General features: G+C 43.9%; 12 protein-coding genes. 10 read left to right on the forward strand and 2 right to left on the reverse strand.

Annotated features, from left to right (window positions below; translation table 11 throughout):
* The first annotated feature begins 17 nt into the window (after positions 1–17).
* From BLS28_RS04250 to BLS28_RS04280, 7 genes are all read left to right on the forward strand, one after another.
* Entirely contained in the window at positions 18–1,787 is a 1,770-nt protein-coding gene (locus BLS28_RS04250) for a RagB/SusD family nutrient uptake outer membrane protein (RefSeq protein WP_091163056.1), read from the forward strand.
* 77 nt (positions 1,788–1,864) lie between these two features.
* Positions 1,865–5,479, forward strand: coding sequence for a VCBS repeat-containing protein (locus BLS28_RS04255; RefSeq protein ID WP_091163057.1), 3,615 nt, complete (start codon positions 1,865–1,867; stop codon positions 5,477–5,479).
* Positions 5,480–5,489: 10 nt separating this feature from the next.
* Positions 5,490–6,812, forward strand: coding sequence for a vanadium-dependent haloperoxidase (locus tag BLS28_RS04260; RefSeq protein ID WP_091163058.1), 1,323 nt, complete (start codon positions 5,490–5,492; stop codon positions 6,810–6,812).
* A 15-nt stretch (positions 6,813–6,827) separates the two neighbouring features.
* Positions 6,828–8,393, forward strand: a complete 1,566-nt coding sequence (locus tag BLS28_RS04265) for an FG-GAP repeat domain-containing protein (protein WP_091163059.1) — start codon at positions 6,828–6,830, stop codon at positions 8,391–8,393.
* A 16-nt stretch (positions 8,394–8,409) separates the two neighbouring features.
* Complete coding sequence (locus BLS28_RS04270) at positions 8,410–9,963, forward strand: FG-GAP repeat domain-containing protein (RefSeq protein ID WP_091163505.1); 1,554 nt, start codon at positions 8,410–8,412, stop codon at positions 9,961–9,963.
* A gap of 169 nt (positions 9,964–10,132) precedes the next feature.
* The gene (locus BLS28_RS04275; RefSeq protein WP_091163060.1) at positions 10,133–12,922 is read left to right on the forward strand and encodes a glycoside hydrolase family 2 protein; all 2,790 of its coding nucleotides are present in this window, start codon (positions 10,133–10,135) and stop codon (positions 12,920–12,922) included.
* Between the two features lie 210 nt (positions 12,923–13,132).
* Positions 13,133–14,452 (forward strand): flavin monoamine oxidase family protein, encoded by a 1,320-nt coding sequence (locus BLS28_RS04280; protein ID WP_369596619.1) that lies wholly within the window; start codon positions 13,133–13,135, stop codon positions 14,450–14,452.
* A gap of 28 nt (positions 14,453–14,480) precedes the next feature.
* Here the strand turns inward: BLS28_RS04280 and BLS28_RS04285 are convergent, their stop codons facing one another.
* Together BLS28_RS04285 and BLS28_RS04290 are read right to left on the reverse strand one after the other, a co-directional pair.
* Complete coding sequence (locus BLS28_RS04285; RefSeq protein ID WP_091163062.1) at positions 14,481–15,731, reverse strand: family 8 glycosyl hydrolase; 1,251 nt, start codon at positions 15,729–15,731, stop codon at positions 14,481–14,483.
* Positions 15,685–16,635: a LysR family transcriptional regulator gene (locus BLS28_RS04290; protein WP_176844368.1), complete on the reverse strand. Its 951-nt coding sequence runs from the start codon at positions 16,633–16,635 to the stop codon at positions 15,685–15,687. The genes BLS28_RS04285 and BLS28_RS04290 overlap by 47 nt, the downstream gene beginning before the upstream one ends.
* A gap of 89 nt (positions 16,636–16,724) precedes the next feature.
* Between BLS28_RS04290 and BLS28_RS04295 the strand changes: the two genes are divergently transcribed.
* The 3 genes from BLS28_RS04295 to BLS28_RS04305 are packed head-to-tail and all read left to right on the forward strand — an operon-like array spanning position 16,725 to position 22,512.
* A complete protein-coding gene (locus BLS28_RS04295) occupies positions 16,725–18,128 on the forward strand; it encodes a TolC family protein (protein ID WP_091163507.1) in 1,404 nt (467 codons plus the stop codon).
* An 18-nt stretch (positions 18,129–18,146) separates the two neighbouring features.
* Positions 18,147–21,392 (forward strand): efflux RND transporter permease subunit, encoded by a 3,246-nt coding sequence (locus BLS28_RS04300; RefSeq protein ID WP_091163064.1) that lies wholly within the window; start codon positions 18,147–18,149, stop codon positions 21,390–21,392.
* Positions 21,385–22,512 (forward strand): efflux RND transporter periplasmic adaptor subunit, encoded by a 1,128-nt coding sequence (locus BLS28_RS04305; RefSeq protein WP_091163065.1) that lies wholly within the window; start codon positions 21,385–21,387, stop codon positions 22,510–22,512. The genes BLS28_RS04300 and BLS28_RS04305 overlap by 8 nt, the downstream gene beginning before the upstream one ends.
* Positions 22,513–22,736 lie beyond the last annotated feature (224 nt).

Here is a 22,736-nt window from a genome sequence, read left to right on the forward strand (position 1 = left end):
TTTTTAATATAAAAGTTATGAAAAAAATTCAAATAAAACTGATCATACCAATAGCGTCGCTGTTGGTGTGCCTGGTGTATGCGTGCCGTAAGGATATGCTAAACAGGCCCATCCTGCAAAGCTTAAGCCCGAACATCGTTGCTAACAAAACTGGTGTTGAAAGCTTACTAATTGGTACTTATTCACTGTTGGACGGTGTAGGTGGTAATGGCGGCGGTATAAACGCAGCCGGTTCAAACTGGTTATTTGGTAGTGTTACTGCTGGTGATGCCTATAAAGGTTCAGAGCCATCGGATGGTGGTAACGATATCTTGCCGGTAGGTAATTTTACTTATTCTACCTCGAATCCGTACATCAGAGACAAATACCGACTTTGTTTTAACGGTGTTAGCCGGGCTAATGACGTTTTGCGCACACTTCCGTTAGCAAAAGATATCAGTGCCGATGATGTAAAAAGGATTACCGGTGAAGCTCGTTTCTTAAGAGGATATTACTACATGGAACTTAAGAAAATGTACAACATGATCCCTTACATTGACGAAACGCAAACAGATGCCAACCAGCCTAATGATAAGGATATCTGGCCGAATATAGAAGCTGACTTACAGGCAGGTATAGATAATATTCCTGCCCTTCAATCGCAAAAAGGCCGCGCGAACAAATGGATAGCTATGGCATATCTCGCCAAAGCAAAAATGTTTCAACACAAATTTGCCGAAGCTAAAGCGTTATATGATAACCTTATACCTAATGGTACCAAACCAAGCGGCGACCACTTTGCATTGAACGATAACATGCAGAAGAACTTTAGCCCTCAGGCTGGTCAAAAAAACAGTGTAGAATCGGTATTTGCTGCACAATCATCAGTTAATGATAACTCAGGCGGTAACAACGGTAACACCGGCGATGAGTTGAACTTCCCTTACAACAGTGGGCCTGGTGCTTGCTGCGGTTTCTTCAACCCATCGCAATCATTAGGTAACTCATTTAAAACAGATGGTGACGGCTTACCATTGTTTACCACTTTCAATTCGGGTAAAAAAGTAAGCGGTAAAACTGATCCTTACACTGGTACTTTAGATCCTCGTATTGATATCACCATGGGGCGTCCTAACATTCCTTATCTTGACTGGGGCAATCCTCCGGCAAGTTGGATCCGTGACCCTACAGATGGTGTTTTCAATCCACGTAAAAACGTTTATTCATCTGCCGAAAAAGGTACTAATTCAAGTACTGAAAACTACTGGGCAGCCAATGAGGTTACCTCAAACAACATTAACTTAATGCGTTGGAGCGATGTCTTACTGATGGCTGCAGAAGCTGAAGTAGAAGTTGGAAGTACTGATAAGGCTTTAGAATATGTAAATATGGTTCGTAACCGTGCTGCAAATCCTGTTTGGTGGGTATATAAAAATTCAGCATACGATCCGTCAAAATCGGAGTATACTACAAAGACAACCCCTGCTGATAATTATTTGGTTAAACCATATCCTGCCGGTGCATTTGCCAATAAAACTTATGCCCGTACAGCTATCCATTTCGAGCGTAAACTTGAATTGGCGATGGAAGGTCAGCGTTTCTTCGATTTACAACGCTGGGATCAAGGTACAGGCAGCATGGCTGATGAAATCAACGCTTTCTTCGCATACGATATTAACGTTAACTCACAGCTGAACGGTGCTCACTTTACTAAAGGTAAAAACGAATATTACGCTATACCTCAAAGCGAGATCGACCTTTCTGGTTCAAAAGGGGCCTCAAAACTTAAACAAAACCCTGGTTATTAATTAACCATTGATTTTAAATATTTAACTTTAGGTGGAGATAATTATCTCCACCTTTTTTTATAGTTTACTAACCAATAATGAAGTATACCCTTGCCCTTATATACCTGGTTGCCGTTTTACTTAGTGCCTGTAAAAAAGCTACACTTTTTGAACAGGTTCCTTCTTCGCACTCGGGTATTACCTTCAATAATAAAATTGTTGAAAATGATGCCATAAACCCGCTTACCAAACTTAATCTGTACAATGGCGGCGGTGTGGGCATAGGCGATTTTAATAATGATGGCTTGCAGGATATCTACTTTGTTGCCAATACCACATCAAACAAACTTTACCTTAACAAAGGTGATATGAAGTTTGATGATGTTACTTCAACTGCGGGGGTTGGCGGCAGCGGCGGATGGGGCCGGGGAGTGGCTGTTGTTGATATTAACAACGATGGCCTTATGGATCTTTATATATGTTATACTTTACTTGATGATGCGGTTAAGCGAACTAACCTGCTTTATGTAAACCAGGGAGTGGGTAAAGATGGTATACCGCACTTTAAAGAAATGGCCAAGGAGTATGGTCTTAATGTAAGGCTCCACTCAACTATGGCATCGTTTTTTGATTATGATAACGATGGTGACCTGGATATGTACCTTACCGTTAATGAGGCTGTTGCCGGCGATAATCAAAGTACTTTCAGGCCGATAATAACTAATGGAAGTCACCGGAGTACCGGGCAGCTTTACCGCTGCGATTGGGATCCGGCGCTAAAACACCCGGTTTATACCAACGTATCCAAACAGGCAGGCATTGGGACCGAAGGCTATGGACATGCTGCCACCATTGTAGATATTAACCGAGATGGCTGGAAAGACATTTACGTAACCAACGATTTTTTAACCGATAACATTTTATACATCAATAACGGCGACGGCACTTTTACAGATAAAGTGAAGGAGTATTTTAAGCACACCGCCTTCAGCTCCATGGGGCAGGATATTGAGGATGTAAACAACGATGGTCTTGCCGATGTTTTCGAGGTCGACATGAACCCCGAGGATAACTACCGTAAAAAGATGTTCATGCCGCCCAACAATTACCAGATATTTCAAAATTTCGACAGGTATCAATATCAATATCAATACACCCGTAATACTTTACAATTAAACAACGGCCCGCGAATTGGCGGTAATGATTCTATTGGCGACCCCTCATTTAGCGATGTGGCTTTTTTAAGTGGTGTTGGACAAACAGACTGGAGCTGGGGACCCATGATAACCGATTTTGATAATGACGGGTATCGCGATATTGTAATAACCAATGGCTATCCGCGCGATGTAACCGATCATGATTTTATAACTTTCAGGCAAATGGCCTATTCGGTAGCGTCAACCCAACAGGTGCTTGACCAAATCCCGATTGTGAAAATACCCAACTATGCTTTCCGCAATACCAATGGTGTGCAGTTTGAAGATGTAACCCAAAGCTGGGGGCTTGGTGCTCCTTCGTTTTCAAACGGATGTGCCTATGCCGATCTGGATAACGACGGCACCATGGATATGGTTATTAACAATATTAATGATGAGGCATTCATCTACAAAAATACTTCCCGTAAAAGCGCTATAAACAGTAGTAACTACTTCCACATACAATTTCATGGCGGCCCCAAAAACCTGAACGGTCTTGGTGCTTTTGCCGATATTTATTACGATCACGGCAAACATCAATATTATGAAAATACACCTTACCGTGGTTATTTATCAACTATACAGGATATTGCCCACTTTGGCCTGGGTAACATATCTCTGCTCGATTCGGTAGTTATCCGCTGGGATAACGATAAAAAACAGGTGCTTACCCATGTTAAAACTAATCAAACACTCCAGGTTAAAATTAGCGATGCGAAGCTTGATTATACCAATAAACAGCCCTCTGTTGATAATACCGCATTGTTCAAAGAGGTCACTCAATCGGCAGGAATAACCTATAAACATAATGATCAGGATTATATCGATTTTAATGTTCAGAAACTGCTTCCGCATAAACTGTCGGAATATACGCCGGCCATAGCGGTTGGCGATGTAGATGGCAATGGTTTGGACGATATGGTGGTTGGGGGTACTACAATGTATCCCGCTCAATTACTATTGCAGCAGGCCAATGGCAAATTTATTCAGCGCGATTTAGTGCCTCAGCCTAAAACTATAGTCCCGGTTGGAAATCCCAACGATATGGCACATATGATATCCCCTGTAAGAGTGAAGGACGAAGGCATGCTGCTTTTTGATGCCGACGGCGATGGCGACCTTGATCTGTACGTTGCCAGCGGCGGTTATGAAAGCGAGCCCGGTTCATCAAATTACCAGGACAGGCTTTATGTTAACGATGGTAAAGGCAACTTCAAACTGCAACCCGATGCCCTGCCTAAAAACTTTACCAGCAAACTGTGTGTAAAAGCAGCTGATGTAAACCGCGATGGCAAAATGGACTTGTTTATATCCGGCCGTGTGGATCCCTGGAACTATCCTAAGCCGGTTTCAAGTTTTATTTTGCGTAACGATAGCAAGAACGGCGTTATCAAATTTACCGACGTATCCTCATCATCGGCAAAAGAGCTGAATAATATAGGCCTGGTTTGCGACGCCACCTTTACCGATTTTAATAATGACGGATGGCCCGACCTGATTCTTACCGGCGAATGGATGCCGATCACATTCCTTAAAAACGATCGTGGCATATACAAAAATGTAACGCAAAGCACCGGAGTTGAAAATAAGCTTGGTTGGTGGAATACAATTGCCTCCGGCGATTTTGACCACGACGGCGATACAGATTACATTGTAGGCAATACCGGTCTCAATACTTTTTATAAAGCAACCGATCAATACCCGATTTATATTACTGCCAAAGATTTTGATAAGAATGGCAGCTACGATGCTTTCCCTTCTGTTTTTCTGAAAGATCAGCAGGGCCAATTGCAGGAATTTCCGGCTTTCGGGCGCGACGATATTGTGAAGCAAATGATCAGCATGCGTATCAGATTCCAGAATTATAGGTCATTTGCAACAGCGACAATGGATTCGGTGATAACCCCAAAAATGCGTGAGGGGGCATTGCGTTTAAAAGTGAATTACCTGCAATCGGTATACTTACGCAATGACGGGGGAGGGAAGTTTACGGCTATTCCGCTGCCGGTTGAAGCGCAAATGTCTGAACTATGCGGCATTACTATTGATGATTTTGATGGAGATGGCAACCTTGATGTTGCACTTAACGGCAATGACTACGGCACTGAGGTTGCAACCGGCCGTTACGATGCTTTTAATGGTTTATTACTAAAGGGAGATGGCAAGGGAGGCTTTAAACCGCTCAGCATTATGCAAAGCGGTATTTATATTCCGGGCGATGGCAAGGCTTTGGTGAAGCTTAAAGGAGCCCGTGGTAACTACCTGTTGGCAGCTACTCAAAATCGTGACAGTATGAAATTGTTTGAGCTGAAACGGCCAGTTAAAACCTATAATCTGGAGCCGCTTGATGCATTTGCAACCATAAAATACAAAAATGGTAAAACTGCTAAACAGGAGTTTTATAATGGTAATTCTTTCTTGTCGCAATCGGGCAGATTCATTAATATTGATGATAACATGGCATCGATAACTGTAACCGATAGTTATGGCCATCAACGTAATGTACCAATTAAATAAACTATTATAAATGAGATGCTTTAAAATATTTATAGCCGTTGCGGGTTGTGCCCTTGTTTTAGGTTGCGGTAGTAAGCCTAAAAAAACACCGATGATGAAAGATGCTGATGTTATACATAACAACATTGATCAGCTTACGCAGGTTATTATTTATGATGTGTTCAGCCCTCCCGTAGCAAGCCGTATTTATGGATATACCTCGCTGGCTGCTTATGAGGCAATACGTTATTCTAATCCCGGATACAATTCAATTACAGCTCAGCTGTGGGGCTTTGGTAAACCTCCCGAACCAAAGGCAGGGGTAAAGTATAATTATACGCTTGCGGCTACATCAGCGTTTTTTGCAGTAGCTCATAAGGTTACCTTCTCTATCGATTCGCTCAAAAAATATGAGGCCAAGGTTTACGCCATGTATAAAGACAACATGGATGATTCAACCTATGCCCGCTCAATGGCATTTGGCGAAAAAATTGGCAAGTACATATTAAAAAGAGCAGCAGTTGATAATTATCCGCAAACCCGTGGCAAGCCAAGGTTTTTAGGGAACGATAATCCGGGTAACTGGCATCCCACTCCTCCCGATTACCTGGATGGTGTTGAGTTTTGCTGGGGTACTATGCATACTTTCGCAGTTGACACCTCAACCATGTTTCCTTTGCCGCCGCCACCTGCTTTTAGTGAGGATAAAAACAGCGAGTATTTTAGACAAACAATGGAGGTGTATAACCAAAGCAAAAACATTACGCCAGAGCAAAAAACTATTGCAAAGTTTTGGGACGATAATCCTTTTGTTATTGAGCATAATGGCCACATGATGTTTGCCAACAAAAAAATCACCCCTGGTGGTCACTGGATCGGCATAACCGCAATTGCCTGCAAGCAAACCCATGCCGATGTTGTAAAAACTGCGCAGGCTTATGCGCTTACCTCAATAGCTTTGTTTGATGCTTTTATTTGCGGCTGGCAGGTTAAATATGAAACTAATTATATAAGACCGGTAACCATTATCAATGATAAAATTGACCACGACTGGCTGCCAATGCTGCAAACACCACCATTTCCTGAGTATCCGAGCGGCCACAGCGATATCAGCGGTGCATCTGCAGTGGTGCTTACTCATTTATTTGGAGATAATTTTGCCTATCAGGATACCAGCGACCTGCGTTATATAGGTATGCAGCGCCATTTCGATTCATTTTTGAAAGCTGCCGACGAAACTTCAATAAGCAGGTTTTACGGCGGTATCCACTTCCTCAACAGCGTTAATCAGGGCGCTGTACAAGGAAAACAGGTAGGCGAATACATTTGGAAAAAATTAAAACTTAAAAATTAAGGGCTGAGCTATTTTATGAATTTTAAAAAAAGCTTATTAACCATATCATACCTTTTTTCATTTTCTGCAATATTAGCTGGTTTAACGCTCATTAATAGCTGCAAGCGTAAACCGGCATATCAACCTTATAAGTTTACCGGCGATGTGATAGTTGATGGTAAAAAACTGGTACAATTAAAGTGTACCCGCTGCCACTCGTTAGTGCCTGTTGATGCATTACCGAAAGATGTGTGGCTTAACCATACACTGGTGAATATGGCGCCGTTACTGCACATTTCAACATATGGAGGTTCATCGTACTATAAAAATGATCCGCTTGATACTACCGGCGCTACTATTGCCGAATGGACAGCCATTTTGGAATATTATAAAAAAGCTGCACCCGATACATTGATGCCGGCTAAAAAACCAATCCCATTAATAAATGATTGGGCTGGTTTTACACTTAGAAAGCCTGCACGGGTAGGTTATACCGCTTTTACTACTATGCTTGCTGCCAATGTAACTACAGGGCGTATGTACAGTGCCGACGCCGTGGATGAAAAATTGTATGCCTGGGACAGTAATTTAAAAATGGACTCCCTCGCCAAATTTCCATCAGCCGCGGTTGGGGTTAGTTTTGACAAAGATAGTGCCGGGAATAATATAGGCTTTTTCGCCTGTATTGGGCGTATGGCACCAGTTGATTTTCCGAATGGCAAAGTAGTTAAAGTAAACCTTGATGCGCAGCACGTTAACAACGAACAAACTTATATTGCATCTGATTTGCCCCGGCCTGTTGGCACAATAACAGGCGATTTTAACAAGGACGGTTTGCAGGATGTTGTAGTTTGCGGTCAGGGCAAGTTTAAAGGAGGTGTTTACCTGCTTAAGCAAAATAAGGATCATACGTATGAGCAACAAACCATTTATGACAAGCCGGGCGCTGCACAAGCTTTAGCCGGCGATTTTAACAACGATGGCTGGACAGATGTAATGCTGTTAACCGGAAGCGGCGATGAAGGCCTTTGGTTGTTGTTGAATGATCAAAAAGGAGGATTTACAACCCGGAACCTGCTGCATTTTCCGCCGGTTTATGGTTCAAGCAGTTTTCAATTGGTTGATATGGATCATGACGGCAAACTTGATCTGGTACTAACCTGCGGCTACAACTACCGTGATTCGAGGATCCTGAAACCTTACCACGGCTTATACATTTTTACCAACACGGGCGACTGGAACTTTAAACAACGCTGGTTTTACCCTATAAATGGTTGTACTAAAGCCATTGCCACCGATTTTGACGGTGATGGAGATATCGATATTGCTACGATAGCTTTCTTTGCCGATATGAAAAATACGCCTGCCGAAGAGTTTGTTTACTTTGAACAGGCTAAACCTTTAGATTTTAAACCTCATGCTTTGCCGATTAGTAACCTTGGCCATTGGATGTGTATGGAAATGACCGACCTGAACAAGGACGGCAAACCCGACATTGTATTAGGTAATTATGCAGATGGTTTTATGTTCCAGGATGGTTTTAAACCTAATTGGGACCAGCACCTGCCATTGATAATGCTTGAAAATCACACCAAAAAGTAAAGCGATACCGAACTGTATGAGTAAAGCAGGAGGGGTGAGCATAATAAAACGAAACGTATTGTTGCTGATTATAATATTCGCAGCTGTTGTTATTGCCGCATTGAATAGTTGCGGCGATAATGAACCGAGCGACGAAGAGCTTTTGGCCGACGCTAAAAAAACGGCGTTCAAACATTGCGGCAGCTGTCATGAACCGCCCGATGCTTCTGTACTGGATAGTGCCACCTGGGACAAGCACATATTACCAGCCATGGGAGCAAAACTTGGCATGCGCCCTTTTATGGACCAGTATATAGCCGGTCCAGGGGCCGAGCTCTCTCTTGCCGATTGGACAAAGATTGTTGTTTACTATAGGTACGCCTCGCCCAAAAAACTAAAAATTCCTAAACCGGATGCCCTGCTCGATTCGGCTATATTTTCGGTGAAAAGGCCTGCTAATGTTGATACTACATCTGGGGAGGCCATGACCACCATGATTAAGTTTAATGACGTTGATAAGCACTTTTATACAGGAGATGCCGGCAATAAGCTTTACCGCTGGAGTAGTGATCTTACAGCTACCCTGGTCAAAAAATTCCATTCGCCAATAACCGATGCTACCTTTTATCAGTCGGCAACCGAACCTAACAGCGCCGTAGTTACCTGCATCGGGATCCTTCCGCCTAATGATCAACTCAAAGGAACCTTAACACATATTAATCTCGACAAAAAATCAAAAGATACCACCCTAATGGCCGATAGTCTGCCACGCCCGGTTAAAAGTGCGGCGGCCGACTTTAACAAAGATGGCCTGATGGATTATATTAGTTGCGGTTTTGGCCGCGACCGGGGTGGTTTGTTCCTATTACAGCAACAAACTAATCATACATTCAAAAGAAAGATCATCCGTGCAGTTCCTGGTCCTGAAATAGTTTGTACCGGCGATTTTAACGGCGATGGCTGGCCTGATATTGCCTGCCTGTTTGCCCAGGCCGATGAAGGGATCTGGCTGTTTCTGAACGATAAAAAGGGAGGATTTACTACCCAAAATATCATACGTTTTCCATCGGTTTACGGGTCGAGCAGTTTCCAGTTGATGGATGTTAACCACGATGGTAAACTTGATATAGTTTACACCTGCGGAGATAACAATGATTACTCGCCTATATTTAAGCCCTATCATGGAGTTTATATATTTACCAATCAAGGCAACTGGAAATTTATACAAACCTACTTTTACCATATCAACGGCTGCTCCAAAGCAATAGCCGCCGATTTTGATAAGGACGGAGATCTTGATCTTGCTGTAATAGCTTTCTTTCCTGATTATAAATATCATCCTACCGAAGGTTTTACCTATCACGAGCAGGTTAGCCCGGGCAAGTTTGAAGTACACGAGGTTCCCGTTAATTTATTAGGTCGTTGGATTTCGATGGAAGCCGGTGATATTGATGGCGATGGCGATACTGATCTGGTTTTGGGCAATTTTTCGGTAGGGGCCCAGGGCCTCATGAACCAAAAGGATTATAAACCTAATTGGGACATGTACGAGCCGATTATTGTACTGCAGAATAAAACGATTAAAAAGTAGGGTTTCATTAACCGTTTTAATAAGGACAGAGGTTGTCTTGATAAGAAACTGGTAAATTGATTACTAAAGCCCCAAAACGTATCATTTGTACAACAAATTGATAAATAAGTACCGCTGTATCTGGTTGTATGTTAAGTAGTTTTACCATACTTATTTATTGATATACTAAATGAACAAAAGTATCTGCTCAGCTTTAGGTGTTATAGCTGCCTGTATTTTACCTGCCTTTGTTTTGGCACAATCAGGAGTTGTAAAACAAGTTAAATTAAGCAATTTCGATTTGCAATCATCGGCCTTGGTAAATGCAACAGGCACTGAACTTTCCAATACACAATACCACTCGCCGGTGTATTGGTTTCCCGTAAAAGTACCATCAACAGTACTTACCGGACTGGTGGCCAATCACATCTATCCAGATCCATACCAGGGTCTTAATAATATGCTGATCCCCGATGCCTCCGATCAGTTTAATAAAGAATATAACCTGGAACAATATAGTCATCTGCCTAATGACCCTAACCCATGGAAAAAGCCTTATTGGTACCGCACTACCTTTAAAGTGCCGGCTGCAGATAAAGGCCGTCGTTTTCAATTGATCTTTAAAGGTATTAACTACCGGGCAGCTGTATGGCTTAACGGCAAGCAAATTGCCGACAGTACCCAGATGGCTGGTATGTTTGCTGAACATAACCTTGATGTAAGCAATATAATTAAAGCTGGGGCTGAAAATGCCCTCGCCGTGAAAATTTACCCGCTTGATTATCCGGGATATCCTGCAAAGGAGCAGTTGAAAGCCCTCGGCCCGTTTTATGAAAATGGCGGCCCAACGGGTGATATCGGCAAAAACGTAACTATGCTTTGTTCATCAGGATGGGATTGGATCCCGCCCGTGCGCGACCGTAATATGGGGATCTGGCAGCCAGTGTTTTTACGCACAAGTGGCGCGGTAACTATCGGCAGGCCAAAGCTGATTACGGATTTGCCAAGCCTGCCTGATACCGGTACAGCCAAGCTTTCATTAAACCTGACATTAACCAATAATACAACTGCAACACATGGCGGTAAACTAACCGTCAGCATAAAGCCCGAAAATTTTGCAGGCGCACCGGTTCAGTTTAGTCAGCCAGTCGTTGTACTTGCTGGTGCCGAAAAAGCGGTTGAGTTAAACGCTGATAAGATTAGCCAGCTGATAATCCATCAGCCTAAATTATGGTGGCCAAACGGTTACGGTAAGGCAAACCTGTACCGGATCCGTATGCAGTATGCTGAAGGGAATACTGTAAGTGACGATACCACTTTTGTTTTTGGCATCCGCAAGGTGGCTTCAAAAGCCGAAACTACAGCCAATGGTTTTGTGCGCCGTAAGTTTTATGTTAATGGGAAGGAAGTGCATTTGGTAGGTGGCGCCTGGGTACCGGATATGATGGTGAACCGCGATTCGGCCCGTTACGATTATGAGATGCACCTGTGCCGTAACGCCAACGTAAACCTGGTACGTATCTGGGGAGGTGGTGTTACCGAGCCGGATGCTTTCTGGAATGCTGCCGATAAATACGGGCAGATGGTATGGTCAGACTTTTGGATTACCGGCGATACCCAGGGTGAATTTAAAGGTTCGCCTGATTGGCCGCTGGAGGGTAACGTATTCATCAAAAACGTAGAAAGTACCATCTACCGCATCCGCAACCATCCAAGCTTATTGGTATGGACAGGTGGCAACGAAGGCCATGCCCGTAAAGAGCTATATGATATAATGCGTAATGATATTATCACTTTAGATGGTACACGTCCCTTCATTCCAAGTTCGTCGGGCTTTGCCAAACTGCCGGAAGGCTGGAAGGGTTCGTGGCCTGATGATATGCCGTCGGGCGTTTATAGTGGTGGCCCTTATGAATGGAAAGACCCCAAAGACTATTATAAACTGGCCGATGCTGCTAAAGACTGGGTGTTTAAAGACGAAACCGGCCTACCGTCACAACCACCATATACAACTCTGCCGAAGATCATCCCTAATTTGGTTTGGGATACCAACTTGCCTTTTCCGCTTAATAATTCATGGGGCTACCATGACGCGGCAACCGGAGCCGGTAAATATGATAAGTATTATGAAGAAATGACCAAAAGGTATGGCAAGCCAAGTAGTATCGTTAATTTTTCGGACAAGATGCAGCTCATGAACGCCTTAGGTTACCAGGGTATTTTTGAAGCTGATGGCCATAAACTGAACGAAACCGGCGGCGTAATGCTCTGGAAGTTAAATGCGGCTTTACCAAGTGTAATATGGCAAATTTACGACTGGTACCTTGAACCTAATGCCGGCTACTATACTATGCAAAATGCCTGCGAGCCTATCCACATCCAGTATAATTATGATAATTCATCAATAGCAATCATCAACCGTACACACCATGCCACCGGAAGCTTAACTGCTACGGCCGATATTTATGATATCAACAGTAAGCTGATTAAATCAGAAAAGGTTGGCAATGTAGGATTGGCGCAAACTGGTGTTAAGGAAGTGATTCAGCTCAAAGATGCACTTGCCGCTACCAAAGGCGTAAGTTTTGTAGTGTTGAACCTGACTAATGCGGCAGGTAAAACCGTATCACATAATGTTTACTGGCTATCGGCCACTGATGACTTTAAGTCATTGAACGATATGAAACATGCACAGGTACAGGGAAAAGTGATCAAAGCTGAAAAAGGATTAAGCGAAAATAAGTGGACTATGCAGTTTACCAATAACTCCAATCAACTGGCATTCTTTGTCCGCCCGCAATTGATGAAAAACGGCGAGGAGGTTATGCCAAGTTATTGGACTGGTAATTACTTTAGCTTGGCACCACATGAAAGGATTATAGTATCGGTAAGCGCCCCGGTAGCCAAATTAGGCGCGGCAAAATCAACCGTATTACTCGAAGGCTGGAATCTGGATAAGCAGGTGATAACATTGCCCTGAAATTTTTAAAACTTAATATGTTCGCAAAGGCGCGAAGACGCAAAGTTTTTTCTTAGCGGCTTCGCGCCTTTTTTGCTATAATATTAATAACAAAACCGTAAGCTTTAAGCTTTGTGCATTCAGCTTTTAACTTTTTTTAAGTTAAATTTTGTTTAAGAATGACTTACCATACAGGTTCTGTTTTGAAAATCTGCTTATCTTGCTCAACGCATTTTACATATGGAAAATACAGATGTAATTATCATAGGAGGGGGAGCCGCGGGTTTGATGGCCGCCCGTACGCTTGCCAAAGCAGGTAAAAATGTTGTGCTGCTTGAAGGCCGAAACCGGCTTGGCGGTCGCATTCACACACTAGAGCATGGCACATCATTAGAGCCTGCTGAACTGGGTGCTGAGTTTATTCATGGCGATTTGCCCATAACCCAAAGCTTGCTTAATGAAGCTGACATTAAATATACCCATGCCTCCGCCTCTATGTGGAAATATGAGGATGGAAAGTTTATAGCCGAAGGGCACGTTATTGAGCATTGGGACGAATTTCTGGAAAGCATCATGCAACTGAAGCATGATATGAGCATTGAAGCGTTCATGCAGCAGGAGTTTTCGGGCGAACGATATGGAGGGCTCCGGGAATCGGTGCGGGGCTATGTATCGGGATATGATAATGCCGATCCTAAAAAAGCCAGTGCCTTTTCTATCCGTAAAGAGTGGCAAAATGAGCATGAGGATGCGCAGTATCGTGTAGAAGGAGGTTACTGTACGTTAATCAGCTATTTGGCAAATGAGTTTAAACAGGCAGGTGGGCATATTTATCTTAATGCCGTTGCAAAAGATATTGACTGGGGCCAACATCATGTTACAGTAAGCACTGATATTGGGATAACCTACCAGGCCCGGCAGCTATTGATTGCCGTACCGCTCGGAATTTTACAGGCTGAGGTCGGGTTGAAGGCTACACTGAGTTTTGACCCCCCGGTTGATTATTATATCAATGCCTTAAAATCGCTTGGCTTTGGAGCGGTGATCAAGGTGTTACTTGAGTTTGACGAAGCATTTTGGTATAGTGATGAAACCCGGCAAATGACCGGTGCCGATCTCGAAGATATGGGCTTTCTGTTTTCAAATAAAGCAATCCCCGTTTGGTGGACCCAAATGCCGGTACATCGCCCGCTGCTTACCGGTTGGCTTGGTGGACCACCTGCTGCCGCCCGTATAAATACCAGCGACGAGGATGTTTTGATAGAAGCACTCGGCTCCATCTCCAATATTTTTAAGATAGATATCGCGAAACTGAAAGAAAAACTCCTTACCTGGAATGTAATCAACTGGACTGTCGATCCGTTTTCGAGAGGTTCATATAGCTATGATACCATAGAAACAGCCGAAGCACGAAAGATCCTGAGCCATCCTATTGGCGATACCTTATTTTTTGCAGGCGAGTATCTGTATGAAGGAACGGCAATGGGAACTGTTGAGGCGGCTTTGACGAGTGGGTTGAGGGCTGCGGAGATGTTGTTGGACTATGAATAAAAAAATGTCAATGACATGATTGTAGATGCTATTGTCCCTTCCAGTAATTTCCACTCACAATAATCATATCCAACATTTTGATAGTATTATCGTAATAATCATAATCCTTCAGTTTAAAGGCTATTAGATAATCCCAGACTTTATTAAGCCACTGCTGATTACTTTTGTCAACCATGGCCGATACCGTAAATGGCGCTATAAAACTTAAAGCTTCGAAGTATCTGCCTTTAATATCATTACCTTCAAGCGTATATCCTGCCGAAATATTATCCGGATTGCCATCAGTAGTTTGCGTGATCCATTGATTTATTGGACTAACAAAGCCTTTAGCGCGTTTATCGCCATATAATAAATAATCGGTAGCTATGCGCCACGGTACCCTACATGCATTGTAATTATAATAACCATCATACTTTGATTCCATGTAGTTGGGCTGAGCAGGCCGGGCTTTAGTCTTTATTCCTCTGATAAAATCGGGCACCAGGCCTGCGCCCGGGCTGTAGTTTTTTTGCAGATAGTTAAATAAGCGATAGTTTTTATCAATAGCTTTTTGCCATTTACCGGTTTTTGAGGCGCTTTCAAATGCTTTGAAATTGGCAGGCATAAAATCAGATGAGCGCATATCATAATAATCTTCGCTATCTCCGTCGCTGCCATCGCTTAATAAAACAGAAAACGTTTTAGGATTGATTTCGTAGTGCATAATTGCCGCCATAGCGTTCCTGGCTTCCTGCAGGTAGTTGATATGGCCTCTGCTTCCCCATTGCTTATCAGCTAACAGAAGGGAGTATGCTATATCTATATCGCCGTCGGTGGCGGCATCCCGGTCGTGGTTTTTACAGTTCTTTAGCTGGGCCCAGGCCATTAAATAAGGAGATGCTTTGGCTGGATGGGTTTTATAATATTGATATAAACCATCATAAACGGTTTTTGCCTGCTTATCGTACCCGGCCATCAGTGCGGTAATCACCATGCCATAGCCTTGCCCTTCGGATACGCATTCTTTACCTGGCTTTTCAAACCAAACATAAAATTGATTTTTATCGCAGCCGGGTTTAATGTACCTGTGTTTCCATTGATCGTAAAAAGAGGTTACCTGTCTATCAAGCTGTTGCTGATTGATGTGATTGGGTTTTATTGTACCGGCAGTATACCGGCTATGTTGCGGAAACGGCCTTAATGCAACCTGTGCATGAAGGCCGTTTAGTATAAATAGCGAAAATAGCAGCAGGCTATATCGCACGTAGTTCGGGGTAAGCAGCAACCTCTTCAACATCATTGCACAATAACTCAGTTTTGCAGAAATGGTTCTTAAGGCAGCTCAAAAAGTTCTGAATTGCCGGTGTATCCTTACAGGTAGCGGCATACCACGTGCGTTTTGCAATACTGTGGTGCAACGGTTTTGTAACAATGTGTTTACCGGGCAGGTACGGCTTCACAATCCAGTCGGCCATAACGCTTATTCCGAGGCCCGCGTTTACCATCTCAATAGTGGCATCTGTGTAGTGGATGCGACTCAATGTTTTGGGCTTTACATGCTGTTCTTGGATGAGTGTTTCGATGACCGGAGTTTCCTGGTATGAGGGGTCATAAAGAGCCAGGATTAACTCCTGATCCTGGAAGTCGCAGATGTCAATAACGGCCTTTTTTGCCAGGGGATGATCGGCCGGTAAAATACATATCAGGCGGTCTTCAAAAATGGGTTCATACACTATCTGAGTATTCACCATTTGGGTGCGCACAATACCCAGGTCAAGGTCGCCCCGCATGAGGTATTCAAGTGGTCGGCGACTAGCATCTGAAACTATATTTATGTTAATATCAGGCCATTGGCTTTTGAAATCTTTAATTACGCCGGGTAACCAATGGTATGCAGTATAGCATTGCATACTAATATTAAGCTTACCGGTTTTGCCATTTTTATAGTTGTTAATATCTTCTTCAAGGGTGCGTATTTCGGCCAATATTTTTTCCGAACTTCGTAGGAAACGATAGCCCACTTCGGTTAGCTGAAGCTTCTTTCCCTGGCGATGGAACACCTCTATGTCCAGTTCTTTTTCCAGTTCTTTTAACTGGTGGCTCAGGGCCGATTGGGTTAGATGTAAAGCACTTGCTGCTTTGGTCAGCGAACCCTCTTTTGAAATGGTATCAACTAACCTGAAATGATGTAATGCAATATTCATTATTAGTTTTGCTAATGATTTACACAAAATTAATTCATTTTTTTCATGAATCATATAGATATACATTTGCTGTGTATAAAATACACCTCATGTTAAACACAACTTCAAAAAAATTACTCCTGTTTTTTTTGAGTGTTTCATATGTCTTACACGTACAAGCTCAGCAAAAAGTCCTTTCCATTAAGGATGCTGAACAAATGGCCCTTGCTAACTATGCTTCTATTAAGTCGAAGGCAAACCAGCTTAACGCCTCTAAGGCATATCTCAAAGAAACAAAAACGGAGTATCTGCCGGATGTAAATTTCTCCGCGCAGCAGGACTACGGAACAGTGAACGGCCAAAACGGACCCTCGTATGGTTATCGTGGCCTGTCGGTGTCCTCATCGGGGCCAGCTTTGGCCAAACAGAACTGGAACGCTGCATTCGGCGCTCTGTATTTAACTAACGTTAGCTGGGACTTTTTCGCCTTCGGCAGATCGAAACAAAGGATCGGCGTACAAAAAACCATCGTATCGCGCGATGAAACTGATCTTGCACAGGAGCAATTTCAGCACCAGGTACGCGTTGCAGCCACGTATTTAAATCTACTTGCTGCACAACAGCTTGCCAAGGCGCAGCAGGATAACCTTAACCGTGCTATGGAATTGCAAAAAGTAGTCGTAGCCCGCGTAAAGAACGGCTTAAATCCGGGTGTGGATTCATCCTTGGCCAACGCCGAAGTATCTAACGCCAAGATCGCGCTTACCAATTCGCAGCAAACGGTACAGGATCAAAGTAATCAGCTATCTATTTATTTAGGAATTCCCGCCCAGGAATTTCAATTGGATAGTGCTTTCATTACCAGACAGCCCAATAACCTGGAGACTTTGAGCGCTGTTGCCGCAACCGATCACCCAACTTTGAAGTTCTATCAAAACAGGGTAAACGTGAGCGATCAACAGGCTAAATACCTTCGCACTTTCGCCTTGCCAACCTTTAGCCTTTTTGGTGTTTACCAGGGCAGGGGCTCAGGCTTTAAGCCGGACTACGGCACTAACCAGGATAGCTACACCGGCAGCTACGGCGCAGGTGTTGACCCAACCCGTTACAACTACCTGTTTGGAATAGGTATGATATGGAATTTTACCAGCGTTTTCAGGACCCACTATCAGGTACAGTCGCAAAAGTTTACCTCAGCGCAATTGAAAAACGATTACGAATTGGTTGATAAGCAACTGGAAGCACAGCGCAGCCTTGCCGAAACACGCATAGGCAACGCTCTTAAAAATGTAAACGAAGTACCGGTTGAAGTTTCGGCCGCTAATAACGCTTACATTCAAAAATATACACTGTATAAAAACGGACTATCAAACATAGTTGATTTTACACAGGCGCTTTATACCCTTAACCGGGCCGAGGTTGACAAATATATAGCATTGAATAACGTATGGCAGGCACTGCTGTTCAAATCAGCAGCTACAGGCGATTTCGGGATATTCATCAATAATTTTTAACAGTTACACACATATACAATGGGAATGATAAAAGGGGCGCTGCAAAAACCAATTACCATATTGGTTATAGTAGCCGGGCTGTTCTTCTTCGGTATAAATGCGGTACGGACTATCAAGATCGATATATTTCCCGATCTGAACCTGCCGGTTATATATGTATCGCACCCATACGGCGGTTTCACCCCAAACCAAATGGAGGCTTACTTTGGTAAGCAATATGTTAACCTGTTGCTTTTTGTATCGGGTGTAAAAAGCATCGAAACAAAAAACATACAAGGCTTAACGTTAATAAAAGTTACTTTTTACGAGGGTACTAATATGGCCCAGGCCGCGGCGGAGGTCACGAGTTACACCAACCGCGCCCAGGCCAGCTTCCCGCAGGGGTCGCAGCCGCCCTTTATTTTGCGCTTTGATGCCTCAACGCTGCCGGTTGGTCAGTTGGTGTTGAGCAGCGCCACTCGTAGCAATAACGAATTGCTGGATTATGCATTGGTTTACGTGCGTTCGTCATTTACCTCCATCCCGGGCCTTGTTGCGCCTGCACCTTTTGGTGGTAACCAACGTACTATCCTGATTAAAGTCGATCCAAACCTGTTGCGCTCGCACAATTTAACACCCGACCAGATCGTGGCTGCCCTGCGCGAGAATAACCAGAACACCCCTGCAGGTAACGTGCGTGTAGGCGATTACAACTACCTTGCACCTTCAAACACCACCATAAAGAAAATCCCGGATTTTGGAGATATCCCGCTTTATAAAAATGGGATTCAAACCGTATTTATGAAGGATGTTGCCACTATAGAAGATGGCGCCGATATCACCAACGGCTATGCACTTATTAATGGTAAGCGTTCGGTTTACTTGCCAATCACCAAATCGGCCACGGCCTCAACCTGGGAAGTAGTGCAAAACCTGAAAAAAGCATTGCCAAAATTCCAGGCCTTACTACCCGATGATGTGAAGCTGTCGTTCGTGTTTGACCAGTCGGTTTATGTGATTAACGCTGTAAAAAGTTTGGCCGAAGAGGGCGCGATAGGGGCGGTACTTACCGGGCTTATGGTATTGCTGTTTTTAGGTGATAAACGCGGAGCGCTTATCGTGATCCTTACTATCCCCACCTGTATTATCTCGGCTATATTCTTCCTGTCGCTGGCACACCAAACCATCAATATCATGACGCTTAGCGGGCTTTCGCTGGCAATAGGTATTTTGGTGGATGAGTCGACGGTGACAATTGAGAATATTCACCAGCATTTTGACATGGGCAAGCCGAAAGCTTTGGCTATCTGGGATGCCTGTAAGGAGATCGCGTTCCCTAAATTGCTGATCCTGTTCTGTATCCTGGCGGTGTTTGCACCTGCATTTACCATGAACGGGATTCCGGGAGCATTGTTCCTGCCGCTGGCGCTGGCTATCGGTTTCTCGATGATCGTATCTTACTTCCTGGCGCAAACCTTTGTACCAATCATGGCCAACTGGATCATGGTAAACAAACATGAAGACCACAGCCATAAAGATGGGTTTGCACTGGAGGATGAAGGTGAGCCATGGGAACAAAAAGAAAAAGCCATGAAGGCTGCCCTTGAACATACAGGCGACGAGGTAACCCGCTTTGACAAATTCAGGGATAGCTTTATGCGCCTGATGGACCGCATGCTGCCTAACCGCAAGATACTGGTAACGGTTTATGTAATCGTTGCCTTTGGCCTTGCTTTCCTGTTATTCAATATCATAGGCCGTGACGTATTGCCTAAGGTAAACTCAGGTACCTTCCAGGTACGTTTGCGGGCTGCTGATGGTACCCGTTTAGAGCGTACAGAACTAATAGCTGTTAAGGCGCAACACATATTGGGCGATATTGTGGGTAAAAACCACATAGCTATAACTTCGACATTTGTTGGTTCGCACCCTTCATCATTCTCAACCAACCCTATCTATCTGTTTATGGCTGGTCCGCAGGAGTCTGTGATGCAGGTGAGTTTAACGGAGGATTATAAGGTTAATCTTGATGACCTGAAGGAAAAGTTCAGGCATGAGATGGCAAAACAGCTACCCAACGTTAAATTATCATTTGAGCCGATTGAATTGACTGATAAGATCCTGAGCCAGGGTTCGCCAACTCCTATTGAAGTAGCCATCACCGGTAAAAACAAAAAGCAAAATGTTGAGTATGCCTTTAAGGTTATCAATAAACTGAAAGATATCAAATACCTGCGCGATGTGCAGATAGGCCAGTCGTTCAATTATCCAACTATCGATATTAATATCGACAGGCAACGGGCCGCACAGCTTGGGGTAGGTTTAAATGATATTTCTCGTTCGCTTGTGGCATCAACTTCATCATCAAGATTTACAGAAAAGAACAACTGGATTGATGAAAAATCAAACTTGAGCTACCTTGTGCAGGTACAGGTGCCGGAGTATCAAATGGCCAGCCTAAACGATGTGAAGGAGATTCCGGTACTGGCAAATCAGGCACGCCCTGTTTTGGGAGATGTGGCCGATGTTAAAACTGGTACAACCTTCGGTGAAAACGATAACGTAGGTGCAGTGCCAACATTATCGGTAACGGCAAACATCAACAAAAAGGATTTGGGTACTGCAACCAATGATGTGCAGAAAGCCATTGACGAATTAGGCAAACCACCGCGCGGTTTAACAGTTGAGATGCATGGCATGAGCCAAACCCTTACCGATACGCTTAATAGCTTACAATCGGGCTTATTGGTAGCCGTATTGGTGATATTCTTGATGCTGGCTGCAAACTTCCAGTCGTTCAAAATGTCGATGGTGGTATTATCAACTGTGCCGGCTGTTTTGTTTGGTTCATTGCTGCTGGTAAAAATCACCGGCGCTACGCTTAACCTTCAATCATACATGGGTATGATTATGTCGGTGGGTGTATCTATTTCCAACGCAGTGCTACTGATTACCAATGCCGAAGAGTTGCGTAAACACAACGGCGATGCACTGAAGTCGGCCCGTGAAGCTGTAGCGTTACGTCTTCGTCCTATCCTGATGACCAGTTTGGCCATGATTGTAGGTATGATCCCGATGGCTTCCGGCTTAGGTGAAGGTGGTGATCAAACATCACCATTAGGTCGCGCTGTTATTGGCGGACTTATCGCTTCAACTTTTGCAGCGCTCCTGATATTACCATTGGTTTTTGCCTGGGTACAAGGTAATGCCACAACTCAATCTGTTTCATTAGACCCGGAAGATAAAGAAAGTAAATTTTATGTCCCTTTGCACCACCATGAATAAGCTAAAAAATAAATCGATATTGCTGTTTGCCGTTTTAGCAATGGCAATAGGCTCATTGAGTGCCTGCCACTCGGATGATAAAGAAAAGAAAGAACAACAGGAAGAGCAGGAGCAACAGGAAGCTGTTGAAACGCCCACTGTACAAATTGTGCCGGTAACCAAAGGCAGGTTAAGCAGCAACATCACCATACCTGGTGAGCTGATCCCTTACCAACAAGTTGACCTGTATGCCAAAACCAACAGCTATGTTAAAAAGCTTTTGGTTGATATCGGTTCAGAAGTTAAGCAGGGCCAGTTATTGGCTGTGCTTGAAGCGCCGGAAATTAACTCGCAATTGGCTGCGGCGCAATCTCGCATCAAACAATTTGAAGCGGTTTACTTTGCCAGCAAAGCTACTTATGACAGGCTGGTAAGCACCAGCAAAACCCCGGGTACCGTTTCTCAAAACGACCTGGAGCAGGCTGAAGCTAAAAAGAATGCTGATGAGGCTAATATTGACGCCGCTAAATCCGGCTTAAAAGAAGTATCAGCTAATTTGGCTTACCTTGAGATCCGCGCCCCGTTTGACGGTGTGATCACCAGTCGTAATGTTAACCTGGGGGCTTATGTTGGTCCGGGTGGTAAAAGTACCGATCCGCTGTTTACCGTTCAGGATCAGGGTCGTTTACGTTTAGTTGTATCAGTGCCCGAAATTTACACAGGTGCATTAAGCAGCAAAAGTGAAGTTAACTTTACTGTTAGAGCCTTGCCAAGCCAAAAGTTTACCGCCCAGGTAAAGCGCATAGCCGGCGCGCTTGATGAAAAATTGCGTGCCGAGCGCCTGGAGATGGACGTTTACAATAAAGACAAAAAGCTGCTTCCCCACATGTTTGCCGAAGTAAGTGTACCATTGCCTGCCGGCGATAGTACTTACGTGGTGCCTAAAACAGCTGTAGCAACTTCAACCGAAAAGGTTTTTGTGATAAAAGTGGTTGATCATAAAGCCGTTTGGGTTGATGTTAAAAAAGGCCTGAGCAATGGCGATAGCATCGAAATCTTCGGTGGCGACCTGAAACCTGATGATAAGCTGGTAAAAGCAGCATCAGATGAGATAAGGAACGGATCGACCTTGAAATATTAATAAATTGAAGGTCGATTAGATTCGGCCTGATGGATAGTGCGAAGGGATAAAAGAGCCCGAAAACTGAGAAGTTTTCGGGCTCTTCTTATATAAAATTATGTCATTGCGAGGAGCAGAAAGGGAAATGAGCCTGGGTGCGACGCGGCAATCCCGTAGCTATACAGAGCGGAAACGCATTGGTTACAAGATTGTCGCGCTTCGCTCAGCAGTGACATGGTTTTAAA

This window comes from Mucilaginibacter gossypii (genome assembly GCF_900100945.1).
Lineage (GTDB): Bacteria > Bacteroidota > Bacteroidia > Sphingobacteriales > Sphingobacteriaceae > Mucilaginibacter > Mucilaginibacter gossypii.